Origin of the sequence: Chryseobacterium sediminis (genome assembly GCF_008386505.1) — a bacterium.
Classification (GTDB): domain Bacteria; phylum Bacteroidota; class Bacteroidia; order Flavobacteriales; family Weeksellaceae; genus Chryseobacterium; species Chryseobacterium sediminis.
Genome location: NZ_VUNZ01000001.1, coordinates 1,245,594 through 1,263,374, shown reverse-complemented (window position 1 = coordinate 1,263,374; position 17,781 = coordinate 1,245,594). Strand labels below are relative to the sequence as shown.

At 35.8% G+C, this 17,781-nt stretch carries 19 protein-coding genes; 12 read left to right on the top strand and 7 right to left on the bottom strand.

Annotated features, from left to right (window positions below; translation table 11 throughout):
- The first annotated feature begins 336 nt into the window (after nt 1-336).
- Entirely contained in the window at nt 337-1,038 is a 702-nt protein-coding gene (locus FW780_RS05920) for a TonB-dependent receptor plug domain-containing protein (protein ID WP_149832648.1), read from the top strand.
- Nucleotides 1,039-1,091: 53 nt separating this feature from the next.
- On the opposite strand, the gene tpx is transcribed toward FW780_RS05920, so the two are convergent.
- Nucleotides 1,092-1,661 (bottom strand): thiol peroxidase, encoded by a 570-nt coding sequence (gene tpx / locus FW780_RS05915; RefSeq protein ID WP_174774445.1) that lies wholly within the window; start codon nt 1,659-1,661, stop codon nt 1,092-1,094.
- Between the two features lie 289 nt (nt 1,662-1,950).
- Between tpx and FW780_RS05910 the strand changes: the two genes are divergently transcribed.
- The 6 genes from FW780_RS05910 (at nt 1,951) to FW780_RS05885 (ending at nt 6,806) form a co-directional block, all read left to right on the top strand.
- Nucleotides 1,951-3,579: an NADP-dependent glyceraldehyde-3-phosphate dehydrogenase gene (locus FW780_RS05910; RefSeq protein ID WP_149832647.1), complete on the top strand. Its 1,629-nt coding sequence runs from the start codon at nt 1,951-1,953 to the stop codon at nt 3,577-3,579.
- A gap of 152 nt (nt 3,580-3,731) precedes the next feature.
- Nucleotides 3,732-4,241, top strand: coding sequence for an RNA polymerase sigma factor (locus tag FW780_RS05905; RefSeq protein WP_149832646.1), 510 nt, complete (start codon nt 3,732-3,734; stop codon nt 4,239-4,241).
- A gap of 11 nt (nt 4,242-4,252) precedes the next feature.
- Nucleotides 4,253-5,068, top strand: coding sequence for a hypothetical protein (locus FW780_RS05900; RefSeq protein ID WP_149832645.1), 816 nt, complete (start codon nt 4,253-4,255; stop codon nt 5,066-5,068).
- A gap of 60 nt (nt 5,069-5,128) precedes the next feature.
- A complete protein-coding gene (locus FW780_RS05895) occupies nt 5,129-5,488 on the top strand; it encodes a DUF7716 domain-containing protein (protein ID WP_149832644.1) in 360 nt (119 codons plus the stop codon).
- A gap of 204 nt (nt 5,489-5,692) precedes the next feature.
- Nucleotides 5,693-6,202, top strand: a complete 510-nt coding sequence (locus tag FW780_RS05890) for an RNA polymerase sigma factor (protein WP_149832643.1) — start codon at nt 5,693-5,695, stop codon at nt 6,200-6,202.
- Between the two features lie 13 nt (nt 6,203-6,215).
- Nucleotides 6,216-6,806 (top strand): hypothetical protein, encoded by a 591-nt coding sequence (locus FW780_RS05885; protein WP_149832642.1) that lies wholly within the window; start codon nt 6,216-6,218, stop codon nt 6,804-6,806.
- A gap of 42 nt (nt 6,807-6,848) precedes the next feature.
- Here the strand turns inward: FW780_RS05885 and FW780_RS05880 are convergent, their stop codons facing one another.
- On the bottom strand, nt 6,849-8,387 hold the full coding sequence (locus FW780_RS05880; RefSeq protein ID WP_149832641.1) for a S41 family peptidase: 1,539 nt from the start codon (nt 8,385-8,387) through the stop codon (nt 6,849-6,851).
- Nucleotides 8,388-8,558: 171 nt separating this feature from the next.
- On the opposite strand from FW780_RS05880, the gene FW780_RS05875 reads away from it, so the two are divergent.
- A complete protein-coding gene (locus tag FW780_RS05875; protein ID WP_149832640.1) occupies nt 8,559-9,656 on the top strand; it encodes an MBL fold metallo-hydrolase in 1,098 nt (365 codons plus the stop codon).
- On the opposite strand, the gene FW780_RS05870 is transcribed toward FW780_RS05875, so the two are convergent.
- Nucleotides 9,657-9,944, bottom strand: coding sequence for a GNAT family N-acetyltransferase (locus FW780_RS05870; RefSeq protein WP_149832639.1), 288 nt, complete (start codon nt 9,942-9,944; stop codon nt 9,657-9,659).
- A 521-nt stretch (nt 9,945-10,465) separates the two neighbouring features.
- On the opposite strand from FW780_RS05870, the gene FW780_RS05865 reads away from it, so the two are divergent.
- The 4 genes from FW780_RS05865 (at nt 10,466) to FW780_RS05850 (ending at nt 14,131) form a co-directional block, all read left to right on the top strand.
- Nucleotides 10,466-10,930, top strand: coding sequence for a hypothetical protein (locus FW780_RS05865; RefSeq protein ID WP_149832638.1), 465 nt, complete (start codon nt 10,466-10,468; stop codon nt 10,928-10,930).
- 115 nt (nt 10,931-11,045) lie between these two features.
- Nucleotides 11,046-11,951: a helix-turn-helix domain-containing protein gene (locus tag FW780_RS05860; RefSeq protein ID WP_149832637.1), complete on the top strand. Its 906-nt coding sequence runs from the start codon at nt 11,046-11,048 to the stop codon at nt 11,949-11,951.
- A gap of 86 nt (nt 11,952-12,037) precedes the next feature.
- Nucleotides 12,038-13,039 (top strand): aldo/keto reductase, encoded by a 1,002-nt coding sequence (locus FW780_RS05855; RefSeq protein WP_149832636.1) that lies wholly within the window; start codon nt 12,038-12,040, stop codon nt 13,037-13,039.
- A 99-nt stretch (nt 13,040-13,138) separates the two neighbouring features.
- A complete protein-coding gene (locus FW780_RS05850) occupies nt 13,139-14,131 on the top strand; it encodes an MBL fold metallo-hydrolase (protein ID WP_149832635.1) in 993 nt (330 codons plus the stop codon).
- Nucleotides 14,132-14,463: 332 nt separating this feature from the next.
- Here the strand turns inward: FW780_RS05850 and FW780_RS05845 are convergent, their stop codons facing one another.
- The 4 genes from FW780_RS05845 to FW780_RS05830 form a co-directional block, all read right to left on the bottom strand.
- The gene (locus tag FW780_RS05845) at nt 14,464-14,856 is read right to left on the bottom strand and encodes a DoxX family protein (protein ID WP_149832634.1); all 393 of its coding nucleotides are present in this window, start codon (nt 14,854-14,856) and stop codon (nt 14,464-14,466) included.
- Between the two features lie 46 nt (nt 14,857-14,902).
- The gene (locus tag FW780_RS05840) at nt 14,903-15,676 is read right to left on the bottom strand and encodes a DUF1223 domain-containing protein (RefSeq protein ID WP_149832633.1); all 774 of its coding nucleotides are present in this window, start codon (nt 15,674-15,676) and stop codon (nt 14,903-14,905) included.
- A 286-nt stretch (nt 15,677-15,962) separates the two neighbouring features.
- Nucleotides 15,963-16,727: a LytR/AlgR family response regulator transcription factor gene (locus tag FW780_RS05835; RefSeq protein WP_149832632.1), complete on the bottom strand. Its 765-nt coding sequence runs from the start codon at nt 16,725-16,727 to the stop codon at nt 15,963-15,965.
- A complete protein-coding gene (locus tag FW780_RS05830) occupies nt 16,708-17,721 on the bottom strand; it encodes a sensor histidine kinase (RefSeq protein WP_149832631.1) in 1,014 nt (337 codons plus the stop codon). The genes FW780_RS05835 and FW780_RS05830 overlap by 20 nt, the downstream gene beginning before the upstream one ends.
- Nucleotides 17,722-17,781: the final 60 nt, after the last annotated feature.

Sequence of the window (17,781 nt, the reverse complement as noted above, 5' to 3'; positions counted from 1 at the left end):
GGAATCTCTGCTTTATCAAGTAGTTTTAGATTCCACGCTTCACTTCGTTTCGCTCTGAATGACAACGTTATGTATATTTAAAATGTGTTTAATAGTATTGTTTACACAATCAAGGAAGAACTTTTCCCGTCCTCATTGTCATTCCGGAGGAATCTCTGCGGTGAAAGCTTTTGGATTGATGAAAAAAATAAGAGTTTAGATTCCTTCGGAATGACAAGGTGAAAGCGTAGTAAGACTATGTAAGCAATTTTTCAACAAAACTTAAAATGTCAGAAAATTTCACAACTCTTTCCAACCTTATCTGCTATAAGCTCATCTTTATAATAAAAGCTCACTATGAAAATTACGATACCCAAACCTTGTCATGAAAACTGGAATACGATGTCACCAGACGAAAAAGGAAGATTCTGTGCTGTTTGTTCCAAAACGGTACGAGACTTCAGGAAAGTTTCGGATGATGATATTATTGATGTGTTTTCCAAAGCTTCGGAAGAGATCTGTGGAAATTTTAATCCATCACAACTCAACAGGGAGCTGCATTATTCTTATATCAATACTCTTTTTGTAAAATTTGCGGTAGGCGCTATCCTTACAACAGGAGGTATTGTAAGTGTGAATGCACAGCAAAATAAAACCTGTGATACCCTAAAGACTGAAGATATGCAGGAAGTTGTTTTCAGTACTCAGAGAGACAAGAAATCCCTTGGTTATGTTTCGGTAGTGTCTGCCAGTGTTTTATCAGAAAGTAAAGAAAAAGAAAGAATAGAACTTGTATCAAAATTGTCAGGGGTAATTGGGAAGTCTCCTACAGATAATAACAGTATACGCATTGGTGGAGCCCCTTCAAGTGGAAGAGTATATAAACCTATATATGTAGTAAATGGAAAAATAAGTGATTATGAAAAAGTAAAAGCGCTGGATCCTTATCTTATAAAAACAATGAATGTTCTGAAGGGAGCTTCTGCATCTGCAAAGTATGGCGAAAAAGCAAAAGGTGGAGTAGTAGTAATTACTACTAAAAAGAAAATAACGAAATAAAAACTCCGGCGATCGAAGATCGCCGGAGTCTCTGTTATATTAAATAATATGTATTATTTCACCGCTGCAATAGCTGCTTCATAATTCGGTTCCTGTGAAATATCAGGCACCTGCTCTTCATAGATGATCTTTCCGGAAGGATCTATTACTACAACCGCTCTGCTTAGAAGGCCCTTCATTGCAGAATCTACCAGTTCCACCCCATAGTTCCATCCAAAGTCTGAACGGAAATCTGAAAGCATCACTACATTTTTAATCCCTTCGGCACCACAGAATCTTTTCTGTGCAAACGGAAGATCTTTGGAGATACAAAGCACTACTGTATTGGGAAGGTTACCTGCCTCTTCGTTGAAATGGTGTACAGATGCAGAGCATACGCCTGTGTCTACACTCGGGAAGATATTCAGAATGACATATCTGCCTTTGTAGGATTCCAGAGTCTGGTCATCCAAATTTACATCGGTAAGGGTAAATTTAGGAGCCGGTTTATTCAGTGCCGGTAATTTTGCATAAGTATGTACTTCTTTTCCTCCCATTAAAACCGTATTGGTTGCTTTAGATTTTTGTGCAATGCCCATTGCAGAGAAGAACAATAGTGTACTGAAAACTAATTTTGAAAACATGAAATTTTATTTTTCAGCTAAATTATTCTTTTTTTCAGGAGCTGAGATTAATTTTAATTCAAATAGATCAAATCTATTGTGAGATTGTTTCTTTCAAAAGATTTTACTTCTACCTTTATATTATTAAACGAGGCTGTCTCAAGAGTCAATAGTTTGGCTTTTGTCATTCTGACGAAGGAAGAATCTTATTGATGCTTGGATATGTAGATTCTTCACTACATTTCATTTCATTCAGAATGACACTTTTGAGATCGTCTCAATCTTATCACATAAAAAAATAGAAAGATTTATGAGTTCAGAAAATACAGCATCATTCCATCACATTTTTAAGAGTGAAAATGAAATTCCCGAAGAATATAAAGTTCCGGTGATTCACCAGAGAACTTATCTGTTGAATGGCGAGCTGGTAGAATGGGACGGAGATGTTACCGAAATCTATTCTCCGGTATGCATCCCCACAGAAAACGGATTAGAAAGAAAACTTTTGGGCAGCATCCCGAATATTGGTCCGAAGGAAGCAATGGATGTCCTTGAAGCCTGTGTAAAAGCCTATGATAATGGTCTTGGCGAATGGCCGACTATGTCTGTGGAAGGGCGTATAAAATGCATGCAGAAGTTCGTATACCTGATGATCCAGCAAAGAGATCTGATCATTAAGTTACTGATGTGGGAAATCGGGAAAACGCTGGCGGATTCTACTAAAGAATTTGACCGTACTGTAGATTATATCAACCAAACTATTGATGCTCTGAAGGATCTGGACAGAGAATCTTCCCGCTTTCAGCAGGCAGAAGGAACCATTGCACAAATCAGAAGGGCTCCTTTGGGAGTGGTTTTGAGTATGGGGCCATTCAATTATCCTCTGAATGAAATTTTCACCACGTTGATTCCCGCTCTGATCATGGGAAATACTATTCTGTTTAAGCTTCCGAAACATGGTGTACTGGCTCATTATCCTTTATTAAACGCTTTTAAAGAAGCATTCCCGAAAGGAACGGTGAACACATTATACGGAAAAGGATCAGAAATCATCACTCCTATCATGGAAAGCGGGAAAGTAAATGTTCTTGCCTTCATCGGATCAAGTAAAGTGGCTAATGGCTTGAAAAAACTGCATCCGAAAGTAAACCGCTTAAGAGCAATTCTGAGTCTGGATGCTAAAAATGCTGCGATCGTTACCAAAAATGCAAATCTGGATGTAGCGGTGAGCGAGTGTATTCTGGGAGCGCTTTCTTTCAACGGACAGCGATGTACGGCACTGAAGTTGATATTTGTTCAAAAAGAAATTGCTTTAGAGTTTACAGAAAAGCTAAGTGCAGCTGTTTCTGCCTTGAAACCTGGATTGCCATGGGAAAAAGATGTGAGGATAACGCCGCTTCCGGAAGTCAATAAACCTCCTTATTTGAAAGAATGTATTGATGATGCCTTACAGAAAGGTGCTGCTGTTTTGAATAAAGACGGAGGCTATACGGATGAGTCATTTGTTTTTCCGGCGGTAGTTTATCCGGTAAACAGTGATATGAAACTGTATCATGAGGAACAGTTTGGTCCGGTAATCCCTGTTGTTCCGTTTGAAGATATAGAAGAACCTATAGAGTATCAGGTGAACGCTTCACATGGGATGCAGGTAAGTATTTTCAGTGAAGATCCACAGGAAGTAGCAAGGCTGATTGATCCGTTTGTAAATCTTGTAAGCCGTGTCAATATCAACTGCCAGGCGCAGAGAGGTCCGGATGTTTTCCCTTTTACCGGAAGAAAAGACAGTGCGGAAGGAACGCTTTCTGTTTTTGATGCGCTTCGTTCCTTCTCAATTCGGTCTTTAGTGGCTGCAAAACTGACAGAATCCAACAAAGAGTTGCTGAATACTATCGTAAGAGAACATGATTCTAACTTTTTAAGTACAGATTATATTTTCTGATTCTGACAGTATCGTATTTAACATAAATAAAAATCCTCAATAAACTTCTTCGTTTGTTGAGGATTTTTTTAACTTAATGCCGGAAATAGAGTTTATGTTATAATAAAAATGATGTTTTTTGTAAATATCATTTAAGGATCAGTGTGTAAATCATGTCTTCACCGGAAAAAGAATTTTTAGAGAAAATTGAAAAGCACAAAGGTGTTGTTTTCAAGATCTCTAAAATGTATATGGATAATAAGGACGATCAGAATGATCTCTATCAGGAGATCATTTACCAGGCCTGGAAATCATACGGTGATTTTCAAAAGAGGAGTGATTTCTCTACATGGCTGTACAGAACTGCGCTCAACACAGCAATTGTTTTCCTGCGAAGTGAAAAAAAACGTAGTTTTATACAGAATCAGAATGTAGATGGGCTGAGTGCCCGGCAGGAACCTTATAATGATACGGATGATGTGAACATGAAGCTGATGTACGAAGCAATCCACCAGCTGAGCCCTATTGATAAAGCTCTTATATTTTTCTTTCTGGAGGGTTTTTCCGGAAAAGAAATTGCTGTTCAGCTGGGAATTACAGAAGTAAATACAAGAGTAAAGCTTAAAAGGGCAAAAGAGAAGCTGAAAGAGATTATTACCAAACAAGGAGCGGGTTCTCATTAAAAGATAAAACAATGGAGTTAGAAAACTTTAAAGAACTTTGGAATAAAGATACAGGACAGGAATCTCCTGAAATTTCTCTTGAAAAACAGACGGAAATACATTCCCCGTTACAGATGCTGAAAGTAAATATGGAAACCGAGTTCTGGCTGATGATTGTAACGCTGCCTTTACTTTTAACCAATTTCCCGTTTGCTTCTGCTGATTCTAATATTAAAAACATATCTGTATTTGTCACCATCCTGACCATTGTTATTATCGTCTATTTTTATTCCCGTTTTCTGAAATTGTATAAGCTGCTTCAAAAGAATAGTATCAATACAAATTATGATTTGTTCAATCTTAAAACTCAGCTTCTCATATCGAAAGAAATTTATATAGCCTATTATATTTCCTATATTCCTCTTGGATTTCTGTTGTCTCTGATCAGAATTAATTTTCATTTTGATAAAGAGTATAATCTGGCCATCTTCGGAATCAGTCTTCTGATTACCTTGTTGCTGATTGCTTTTATTATCAAATACTGGATCTATTATATGTATGGAAGGTATATTGATGATGTGGTACGGCTTGTAGATGAACTGAACGGAATTGAAACAGGCCCAAAACGTGAAAAGAAAAAGACCTGGTTTGAACGTTCTCAGAGGTTTTTTATGAATAAAATGGGCATTAAAGGAAATATACTGAATACCGTTATTTGGTTTGTTTCCATGTATGTTTTTATCATTTTATTTTTGACAGCAGTACTTTTGATCGTTATTGTGATTGGTGCCAAATTTCATTTTCTTGATATAGGAGCGCTGCAGAAGGCTTTAGACCAGTTGAATTAGAAATTGCTCTGTTTTCTTTTAATTTACTATCTTTAAGACGTTGAGGTAAAAAACTGTAACATGGATGAGATCAAAAATCAAGTATATCCCATAGAAGAATTTCTTGAGCTTGTAAAGAATAAACAAGATCGGAAGACTTCCTTTGATCCGGATTATAATTATGCGGTGTACTCTTCTAAAGATGAGTTTGAACCGGAAATGAAAATTTTTGTCGGTGATCCTTTGGATATTGGTGAGAATGATAATGAAATCTTACCTGATTTTGTTTTTCAAAATAAACTGAGCTATATGTGTTCTGATGAGAATATTCAGGATGTGGTGGATCTTGCTTTTCGGCAGTATACCGGCATCACTTCATCTCAGCTTATTGATGCCCTGAACCATTATCTTGAAAAAGATGACTTCTTAGATTTTAAATAAAAACTGAACTTTATAGTATATACGAAGAACCTTATTTTCCATATCAGGTTCTTTTTTTATGTACTAACGGTACGGATCAATAAGAGAAACATTTTTAAAGATTCAAAATCGAACAAGAATTATTTTCTGTCGGGTTTTTATTTTTTTTGTAAAATACTGTAACAATTTTTTTAAACGAAAACTAACTCTATAGAGTAACAAATCATGACCTCATTAGAACAAGAGTTTATAAGTCAAATTGAACAGCATAAAGGAATCCTATTTAAGATTTCTAAAATGTACATGACTGAAAAGGATGATCGGGATGATCTTTTTCAGGAGATTACCTATCAGCTCTGGAAAGCATTTCCTGGTTTCAGAGGTGAAAGCGAATTTTCAACATGGCTGTACAGAATCGCTTTAAATACGGCCATTATTTTCCTTAAATCAGAAAAAAGAAGAAGCTTTATTGCCCATGAAGATTTTTCCAATCATATCATTGTACAGGAAGACTATGATTACCGGAAAGAAGAACGTCTGGCTGAAATGTATAAGGCTATTCATCAACTCAATCCTATTGACAAAGCATTTATATTCTACTATCTGGAAGATTTCTCAGGAAGGCAGATTGCAGAGCAGATGGGAATTTCTGAAGGAAATGTAAGAGTGAAAATGAACCGCGCAAAAAATAAACTTAAAGATATCTTAAGCCAAATAAAAACCAACAAACATTAAAATCAGTAATCCAATGAATATCGATGAATTGAAAAATACCTGGAATGAAGATATTATGGAGGAAACTCCTGAAATAAGTATAGAACAAAGAAATAAACTGAATCTTCCCCTTGAAAAAATACGTAAAAACATGCGTGTAGAATTCTGGTGGGTGATAGGGATTTTTGTTTTCGCCTTTCTGGTGTGTTCTGTATGCAGACCATTCAAACTTCAACTGTACATAACGGTTTTAATTGCTTCCATGCTTATTGTTACCGTTTTCTTTTTCAGTAAGTTTTTTAAATTGTATAATGAAATCAGTAATCCTGCACCCAAGACCTACGATTCTCTGAAAGATCTGGTGATGCAGCTGAATCTGAATAAACAGTATTATCTTTCATATTATATCAGTTTTGCACCATTTCTGGTATGCGAAATCCTCATTGTCCTGGAATTTATCCCGTGGCCAAAACCTTTGAGTGAAATGAAAATTGCAGTAATCTTAATCGGTTCTGTAATTGGAGGATTGTTTTTACTCTATCTGGCCGGAAAATTCTGGTTTCACCGTTATTACGGAAGATACATGCAGCATATTGAAAATCTTTTGGAAGAGTTGAAAAGATAAAAAAGAGTTCGGCGGGCTGAAAGCCCGCCGAAACTTTATAGATTATTGTCCTTTATTGTCTTTTTCCTTGGCAATTTCATTTTTTATCCAATCCAGCTGTGGGTCCTTTTTGTCGATGATATCCTGCATGCTTTCAGTAACCACTACATCAGGTACAACGCCTTTCCTTGAGTCTGAAAATTTGATATTAGGCTGTACCAGAAGTAATCCGATGGGGAACCTGATTTCAGAATTAGGAAGTTTCTGATAAGAATAGAAACCTGCTACTGTGCCGTCATTGGCACCTCCGGTTTCTTCACCCACAAGTGTTGCTCTTTTGTCATTCTTAAGCTTGGCGGTAATAATAGAAGATGCTGAGAAACTTCCCCCGTTGATCAATACAAAAACTTTTCCGTGGAAAGCCTGCTTATTAGGTTTTGTAGGTTTATCAGCTTTCATTTTATAGAAAACCTTTCCGTCTTTTTTATACGTGCTGAAAGCCTGTGCGAAGAAATAACTTGGATAAGCAATACTTTTAAGAGCATATTCTAAAGGGTTGCTTTTTCTGAAATAATTTGTACGCAGCGGTGTATCTCTTGACGTTACCTGAGAAGGTTTAATGAGAGTAAAAGGGGTATCCGTCAGATAGGAATACAGGTTATTAATCTCATAGAGAGAGCCGCCATAATTATTTCGGACATCGATGATGAGGTAGGGAGCTTTAGCATTATTGATCTTAGCAAAGGTCTTTTTATAAAACTTATCAGAATAATCTCTGGAAAAACTCTGTACTTTTATATAAGCGATAGTGCTGTCTTTATCAAGGAATTTAAAACTTCTGTTATAAGAATTACTTGAAGCTACGTAATCGTTCAGTTTCTTTTCCAGTGTCTTTTTCTTCATTTCCTTATCTTTCTCAAGATCGGAGTCAGATTTTATTTCTCGGCTTAAAGTATATGTTTTTTTTTCTCCCTGATAAAGTGTTTCAAGAGTTGCTTTACTCCCAAAACCATTCTCTGCAGTATAAAAATTAAAGAAAAGATCTTTTAAAAAATAGGGATAGAAAGTTGTATTGTCACCGTCACTGCTGATCAGACCTCTGTACTTTTTTATATAATCTGAAACAGGAACATTGTTAATTGATAAAATTTCAGTTCCGGGTTGTATATGCTCAATAGAATCTCTGTTTTGAATAATATACATCTGATCGCCTGTTATATAATATTCAAAACGGCTGAACATTCCTTTCTGATTTTCCAGTCTTTTAAACTCTCTTTTGGTAAATTTCTTTCTGGGAATTCTCAATGAAAGATGTCCTTCTCGGATTCCTGCAATAACAGGCTGAAGTTTAAAATAAAACTGAAGAGGAGTAAGAGATTCAGTGAGAGTCTGTTTAAGACTGTCAAGTTTATGTTCCAATTCCTTCTTGGGAATATACCAGTATAATTGGGGATGCATTTGCTGTAATTTTGAATAAGCAAAGTCCACATCCTCTTTGAGTTGCTCCGGTGGAATACATGAAGCCCGCTGTTCGTTGTGTTTTCTTATAGAGGCACAAGACGAAAGTATTGCGAGAAGAAATATTACCGAATAATTTTTCAATATATCTGAGTTTTTTAAGGTGCTAAAATAGAAAGTTTAAAATTAACCACGACTTAAATGGATAATAAATTTTCCAAAATACATGATAAATTTAGTTAAAATATGCACTGAAACGGAATAAATTTTCTTTTAAAGGCAAAAGTCAATACATTTGATATTTATTTTGTACAGATGATTTATTGGATTATTACGACTATCGTTGTCTTAACGGTTACTTTTTTTATAGTGATCAATATGAAAGCGTTTGGCGGAGTGCCAAAAGGGAAGAGGCTGAAGCGGATAGAACAGTCGAAACTCTATAAAAAGGGACAGTTTCAGAATATCAGCCATACTCCATCTATTGCAGAAGGTTATAAAATGTCGAAAGTGACTTACGATTTCTTTTTAGGCAAAAAAGATCCCCTTCTGAAGCCTTTGAAAGCTATTCCATCTCTTCATACCGATTTAAAAAATATAGATAAAAATACCGATGTGTTTATCTGGCTGGGACATTCATCTTATTATCTGCAGACCGATGGTATTTCTTTCCTGATTGATCCTGTATTGAGTTTATATGGTTCTCCTTTTAAGTATTTTAATAAGGCATTCAAAGGATCAGATATCTTTAAACCTGAAGATGTTCCTAATATTGATTATCTGGTCATAACCCATGATCATTTTGACCATTTGGATTACCCTACAGTAAAATCTATCAAAGACAGAACTGGAATGGCTATTTTACCTTTGGGAGTGGGAACTCATTTGGAGAGATGGGGATACGCTGAAAACTCTCTTATTGAAGAAGAATGGGGAACTGAAGTGACTCTGAAAAATGATATAAAAATTGTTTTTACCCCTGCCAGACATTTTTCCGGAAGGAGAATCAGGCAGAATGACACGCTATGGAGTTCCTATGTCCTGATAACACCAACAAAGAGAATTTTCTTAGGAGGAGATAGTGGTTATGACAGCCATTTTAAAACAATTGGTGAGCAATATGGTCCTTTTGACTTTGCTATTCTTGAGAATGGACAATATGGAGAAGCATGGAGGTATATTCATACACTACCGGAAGATGTTATTCAGGCTTGTATTGATCTCAAAGCGGAGCGTATCATCCCTGTTCATGCGGCCAAATTTGCACTCGCTCTTCATCCATGGAATGAGCCTTTACAAAAGATAACTGCTCTTGGAAAAGAAAAAGGACTGAATATCCTCACTCCGATGATCGGAGAGGTAGTAGATCTGAATCAGCATGAACAGCAATTTACAGCCTGGTGGGAAATCTGATCAGGCATGCCAAATATCTTTATATCTTACAGGGTGGTTCTCAAACTGTTGTCGCACAAAATCACATTCCGGGTCTACAAGCAAATCTTTTTCTTCTGCGTAGCGTACCAGCTCATCCAGCAATAATTTGGCGTATCCTTTTCCTTCACGCTCTTCATCAAGTTTCGTGTAATACACAATAAGCAGTCTTCCGTCAACCTCTATGGACATATAACCTGCCTTTTTTTCATCAATAAATAGCTGCAATTCATCCTGATATGGAGATACCTGAAACTTTATATTTTCCATGATAATGTTAAGATTTGGTTGATTAAAAATAACTTGGAGAATTTTCCAAAAACATTCTCTCCATTAAAATTACGAAATTTAATGATATGAAATAATAGTTTTTAGGAATCTTAACGAAATTTATAACATAATCGTGAAAAGATAAAAGATAAAAGATAAAAGATAAAAGATAAAAGATAAAAGATAAAAGATAAAAGATAAAAGATAAAAGATAAAAGATAAAAGATAAAAGATAAAAGATCTTGTTGGTAAAATTCAACAGGGGATGGCTTTAGCTGAAATTGGGAATATTTATTTCCTGATTGTTATTTACTTATCAGAAATCTCTGTTTAATAAAATGAGATGTATTCTGATTATAATATCAGGACGATTAATAGGTAATAGTTTCATAAAAAATGTATGATATATTTGAAAGATAATCAGTTGTTTATGGATTTTATTAACAAATATTAGTATTTGTAATTAATATTTGGCACTTTAATTGACTATGCCATCATGTTTAATTTTAAAGGGGAATGAAATGAAAAAGTTATTATTAACAGTATTTTTAGTTGGGACATTCAGCTTGAGTTATGCCCAGTCAGACTATTATAACGATTACAGAAGAAGTATTTCGGATATTAACTGGCAAAGAGTTGTTGCCGATCTGTTGCTGTCTACAACACAGGCCAATCAGATTTATGTACTCAATGACCGATACCGTGATTACGACACATGGAACAGGGTGTATGTAGTAGAGCCGGGAAGATGGAGAAATGACCGTTATTCTGAGCTGGAAAGAATTCTGGGTAGAGAAAAATATATCATTTTTAAAAAGAAATATTACAGAGGTCAAAATCCTGTAATTGTTTACGGAAGAAATAAAAACGATTATAAAAAATATCGTAAAGAACAGGAGAAATATTATAAAAACCAGGAAAAATACTATAAAAAACAATCTAAACATCACGGTCGTGGTCATGGCCACGATGACGATTGGGATTAGACCATTATCAACTATATATTCACTTTTAAATGGCTGGCATCTTTGTCAGTCATTTTATTTTTTAAACAGAATTGTTTTTAGTGATTAATTTGTTTGAATTTTATAATTTTGATCTATGGAATCACACGAATCACTCAAAGGTTTTTATGAAAGGAATGCTCCCAATCTGGCATCACAGTGTATTGGGGTCAACAGAATGGGGCACTTCAACGTATTTTCGCGGGAATATTGTTCTCCGCTGACTCCTTATAGCAGGAGAGATTATTATAAGATTTCACTGATCATAGGAAAGGGAAAACTCCATTATGCAGATAAATGGATTAAAGTAGACCGGCCTGCTTTATTATTTTCAAATCCTATTATTCCTTATTCCTGGGAGGCAGATGATGAAGATCAGAAAGGCTGGTTTTGTCTGTTTACCGATCAGTTTCTGCATAATGGAAGCCGTATGGGAAATCTTCAGGATTCCCCGCTTTTTAAGATTGGAGGAACTCCGGTTTTCTTTGTGGATGAAGAACAGCAGAGGATACTTTCTGATATTTATACGAAAATGATGACAGAGATTCAGTCTGATTATATTCACAAATATGATATGCTGAGAGCTTATCTCCACCTGATGATTCATGAAACGATGAGAATGCAGCCGGCAGAAAGTTTTGAACCTTATCAGAATGCTTCACAGCGGGTTGCTTCCTTATTTATGGAACTTTTGGAAAGACAGTTTCCCATTGACAGCCCCGAAGCTTTTTTAAAATTAAAAACACCTAACGATTATGCTCAGAGTCTTTCCATCCATGTGAATTCTTTAAACCGTTCCGTAAAAGAGATCACGGGGAAAACTACCAGCCAGCAGATTACCGGAAGGATTATTCAGGAAGCCAATGCTTTACTGAAGCATACAGATTGGAATGTAGCTGAAATCGCTTACGGATTGGGCTTTGAAGAGCCCGCTTATTTTACCAATTACTTTAAAAAACAAACCGGAATTACTCCTAATGCCTTAAGAATGGACATTGTTTGAATTTTATAATTCTTAGTTTGAATTCTATATCGGAATTGGCCTTTTCATGTTCTAATTTTGTCTTGTAAAATTAAATCATACCTATCATGAAATTTAAAAAATTAGGAAACACAGACGAACAATTATCAGCAATTGGTTTAGGATGTATGGGAATGAGCTTTGCTTATGGTCCTACAGATGAACAGGAAAGTATCAATACCTTACACAGAGCTTTGGATTTAGGAGTTAACTTCTGGGATACAGCAGATATGTATGCCAATGGAGAAAACGAAAAACTGATTTCTAAGGTTTTGGTTCCAAACAGGGATAAGATTTTTATTGCAACCAAATTCGGATTCAGGTTTAAAGATGGTAAAGCAAGCCACAGTGGCGCTCCGGGAACTTATTTTGACGGTTCTCCGGAATGGATAAAAAAGGCAGTGGATTTAAGTCTTCAAAGATTAAAAATAGACACTATTGATTTATATTATGCCCACAGAGTGGATCCTAATGTTCCGGTAGAGGAAACAGTAGGAGCAATGGCAGAGTTGGTAAAAGCAGGAAAAGTGAAATATATCGGATTATCTGAAGCTTCAGCAGAATCTATCAGAAAAGCTAATAAAATTCACCCAATTGCAGCTTTACAGTCAGAATATTCTATCCTTACGAAAGATGTTGAAAAAGAAATTTTACCAACCATCAGAGAACTGGGAATTTCTTTAGTGCCTTATTCTCCATTGGCAAGAGGACTTTTTACCAATATTTATGATGTACAGAATCTTGGTGATGATGATTTCAGAAAATCTCTGCCGCGTTATCAGCAGGAATATCTTGAAAATAATACAAAACTGGCCAATGAGATTAATGATCTTGCAGCTTCCAAAGGAGTAAAAGGAACACAACTTGCTCTGGCCTGGGTATTGAATCAGGGAGATGATATCATCCCGATTCCGGGTACCAAACGAATTAAATATCTTGAAGAAAATATTGCCGCCGTCAATATAGAACTTTCCCAATCAGATCTGGATACTATTGATGCCATTCTGAAAAAATACCCGAATGTAGGGGAAAGATACACTGAAGGTTCAATGAAATTGGTGAACAACTAAAGACTATGATATAAAACTGAGTTCCTGCTTATGATGGGAACTCAGTTTTTTTGTTATAATTCTCAATGAGAATGTATAAAATAATGAAAAAACTAAATTATGAACAGAAGAGAACTATTAAAGAATGGGTTATTGGCAGGAACATTAAGCATGATTCCTTTTTCCAGTGTACTGGCAGAAACTCCAAAAGCATCTGAAAAAACAGGTGATGATCTTTCCGGATTTAAAAAACTGAAGCTTGGAGAGCTGGAACTGTTTGTTCTTACAGACGGATATATTCATGAAGAAAACCTTAACTCATTTGCTCCCAGAGGAACTGTTTCTGAGTTGAAATCTATCCTTAAGAATAATTTCAGACCGGAGAATTATATTGATCTGGCCATGAATATTCTATTGGTTAAAACAAAGAATAAACTTATTCTGTTAGATACCGGAATGGGTATTTTTGCTGATGAAAGAACGGGATTTTTATTAAAAAGTCTCCAAAAAGCAGGATTTTCACCAAAAGATATTACGGATGTTTTTATCTCTCATGCACATCCTGACCATATTGGCGGAGTGGTTGATAAAAAGCAGAATCTGATTTTTCCGAATGCCAATATTTTCATTTCAGAAATTGAACATGACTTTTGGATGAAAGCTACTGTTAAAGACTTTAATAATAGTGCTTTGAAAAAACAGCCTGAGCAGCTTAATCAGATTATTCCTGCCATTCAAAATATCCTGAAAACTATTCAGCCGAAACTTAAATTCTATGACCTTAATAATCCGCTGTATGACTATTTCAGTTTTCAGCTGGCTCCCGGTCATACTCCAGGCTTAACAGTGACAACTCTTTCTTCAGGGAATGAAAAGCTGATCTACATTGCAGATTTGATTCATTCCGATGTAATTCTTTTCCAACATCCTGAATGGGGCTACTTCGGTGATACCGATCTGGATATTGCAACCGCTTCAAGAAAAGAACTCCTGAAACAATTGGCAGATACTAAAACCAGAGCATTTGCATGTCATTTGCCATGGCCAGGCTTAGGCTTTACAAAAACACAATCCGGTGCTTTTGAATGGTTCCCGGAAAGTTTTATGAATTAGGGAGCAGGTAATAGGTAATAGGTAATAGGTAATAGGTAATAGGTTGGAGGGATTAGGGAGAAACAGAAATAAGTTATCTTAATCTATAGTAATGAAGTGGTCACACATTCCCCTCCTCTGGAGGGGTGTCAAAAATTCAAAGAATTTTTGACGGGGTGGTTAATTATAAAAAGTAATTCAATCAATAGAAGCGGACTTTAGTTTGCTTTTCAATAAAAATTGACCCATTCGGCTTTAGCCAAAATATATTAATATCAACCTTACATAACATATCCTCCCGGGCAACGGGAGGATATGTTTGAACATAAGAAAAAATTAGAGTTTTACTATAATTATGCCTCTCCAAATACCAGTTCGGGAGAATACATTTTTCTGAACATCAGGTAAGTCATTGTAAGCACAGAGAACGCAATTATTGCATCTATTGTAGCTGGAAAACCTAGTACCGCAATTTTTGAGAAGAAAGCAAAAATAATATCGAAAAACATTCCTGCAAATACCCATTCTTTCAACCTCAGTAATCTGTTGGGAAGAAGAAGAACAAGAACTCCCGAAATTTTAAAAACACCCAATATATAAATAAAATGTGGTGGATAACCAAGCTGTTGGGTGATGTTCCATACGACAGGATTTTTTGTGAGTTCAAAGAAACCACTGGCTCCAAACCATAATGACATAAAAATAGCGCCTGCCCAATAGATGATTTTTGTTGTTTTTGTTTTCATTGTAGTATTATTTTTTAATTGTTATTATTATTGTGTTGTATAAAAGTTATCTGAAAGCTGTTTTTGCTGATCCTGAGATCTCTCCTGTTTTTGGATTTTGAATAAAAGCTATAACTTCCCAGTTTTCAGGAGAAAAACCATCCGGAAGTTGAAATTTTGTTGTTCCTTCCTGCTGTTTATTCAGTGAAACCTGATTTTGCTTGTGAACAATCTGCCAGTGATGCAGATGACGGCCTTCATTTTCACCTTTTCCTACCTGAGTGGAAGAATGTTTTTCAACCAGATTAATGAGAAGCATATTTTTAGGATCAGTGGAAGAGGTTTTATATTGTACATTGATTTCCTTCTGAGAAATAGTTGCAGATAGTTCTACATTTGTTTTTTTAGAATTAAATAAGGCTTCCTGGATTGTATTTTTGATATTGTTTTCATCAGATCCTACAAATTCTGTTTTTCCATTGACAACCAGTTGGGGTGTGTAAACCTGTGAATTTAGGATACGGCTGTACTGCTGTTGGCGCTGTGAGTTCTCAGCCGTACTGAACCGGTCTTTCCATCCAAGGCGGTTCCAGTAATCCACATGGTAGGAAAGGAGATAAACAGGCTCATCTTTATATTCTTTCCCGATTTTACCCATCAGTTCATCTGCCGGAGGACAGCTTGAGCAGCCTTCTGAGGTGAAGAGTTCCAGAACCGCAAACCCGTTTTCTGTAGTTGAATGCTGTGCGGTTTTTTCTACTTTATCTTGATGAATAAATGCTGAAGTAGCAAATAATAACGCGGTGAAAGCGCTTACTTTGATTAAGTTTTTTAGTATCATGTCTTTTAATTTGATTCAAAAGTAGATACTCTGGAAAGGCAGAAGAATACAAAAATAGTTCAACCGGACAAATCGAAAGGTGAATCAGGAAATTATGAGGGGGATGTTTTGGGGAAGGGAAGAGAGTAGCTCGATGCTGGAAGTATTCTAGGTTTGAGAGAAAATAGAGTTTGTTTTTAAGGTGTTAACAGCATAAAAGAACCCTGATCGTAACAATCAGGGTTATAATTTATTTAAAAAGTCTGTATATTAGAATGACTTCAAGTACTTCCCGCTTCCTTACTTTTTATCTGTCTTCCAGCCAGGTAAAAAAACTATGGGTCTTTTCTTTATTTATAAGAAGTTTTTCGGGAGTTTCTACAGTGAGTTTTACCAGTATTTTACGCTGAAAATAATGTTCCATCTCCTTAATAGCTTTAAAATTTACAAGATATTGCCTGTTGACTCTGAAGAATTGTTTATCAGAGACCTGTTCCGCGACCTGCCCCAAAGGTTGGCTAAGAGAAAACTGCTCTTTGCCGAAGGTTACCAGATGGGTTATTTCATTATGAATATAGAAATAGGCAATGTCTTCAGTAAGAACGGTAGTATATTTTTGATTTTTAAAAACCAGAAAACTACTCTTACCCGCAGGAGAAGGCTGACTGATTTTTTGTATCAGCAATTCCAGATCAGGGACATCATTCTTCTGAAAGAATTTTTTCAGTTCATCAACTTTTCTCAGAGCTTCAGCAATATCTTCTTTAGAAAATGGTTTTAAAACATAATCTACGCCCTTACTCTTAAAGGCATCAAGCATATACTGATCAAAGGCTGTACAGAAAACCACAGGGCATGTAATGTCCACCGATTTGAAAATTTCAAATGAAAGTCCGTCCGAAAGCTGGATATCCATAAAAATAAGATCGGGTTTCACGTCCTTCAAACCTTCAATACTTGTTTCAATACTGTCATAAACACCCAGTATCTTTGAGTCCGGTTTTAAATCTGATATTAAATTCTGTAGGGATTTTGCAGCCCTGAATTCATCTTCAATAATGATTATATTCATGGATTAATGGTAGTTTTATCTGAAAGATTTTTTCGTCTGAGTTAATAGTAATTTCCTTTTCCAGCAAGTGTTTGTAACGCATTTTAATATTGTCAAGTCCCACTCCCAGAGAGTCTTCAGTATTCATTTTTTGCTGTATAGGGTTTTCAATCACAATTTGAGCGTCAGTACTATAGATTTTAATGTGTAAAGGCTTACTTTGTGAAACAATATTGTGTTTGATGCAGTTTTCTACCAAAAGCTGAAGGGTAAAAGGTGGAATAAGGGTTTGCCCCGTTTCTTTTCCGAGATCATTGGTAAATTTAATTCCTTCACCAAAACGGGCTTTCTGAAGGAAAAGATAAGCGTCTACTATTTTCATTTCTTCTTGTACACTGATCAGATCCAGTTTTCTGCTTTCGAGTGTAAATCGGTAAAAATCAGAAAGTTTCACAATGAAGTCAACGGTTTCTTCGTCATGTGTTTCTGCCATTAACTTTAACGTATTCAAACTGTTGAAAAGAAAATGCGGGTTGATCTGTTGTTTCAGTAATTCATACTGAGCCCCCAAATTATCACTTTTTACTTTCTCCAGTTCAAGCTGTATCTGCTGGCCTGTATAATTATTCTGAAGCAGTGTCAAAAACATATAGCATACCAGATTGATCAAAATTCCTCTTACTTCAACCATCAGCATGACCGGACCGAAATTGATATGAGACAAAATAAGCTGCTGAATCCAGGCAAGCCCAAACATAATCACCATCCCGAAAGCCAGTACTACCATCAATCTTGAGTAGGAGATATGCTGTCTTCGTTTTGCGGTACGATTTAACATATAAATGTTGATATACCACATGATGATGGAAAATGCTGCTGTAATCGCTGAGTTGACTACTGCTTCTTTCCAGTTGAATTCATGAGAAGCAAGCTGAGGAACAGAAGATAAGATACCCAAAAAAATAGAGCTTATCCAGATAATGGCCTGTGAGATTTTTATTTTTTGCTGTTGCATGAAATCTGCTGATTTGAAAAAGTTAAATTAATGTTTTTTATTTAAAATATTATGATAAAT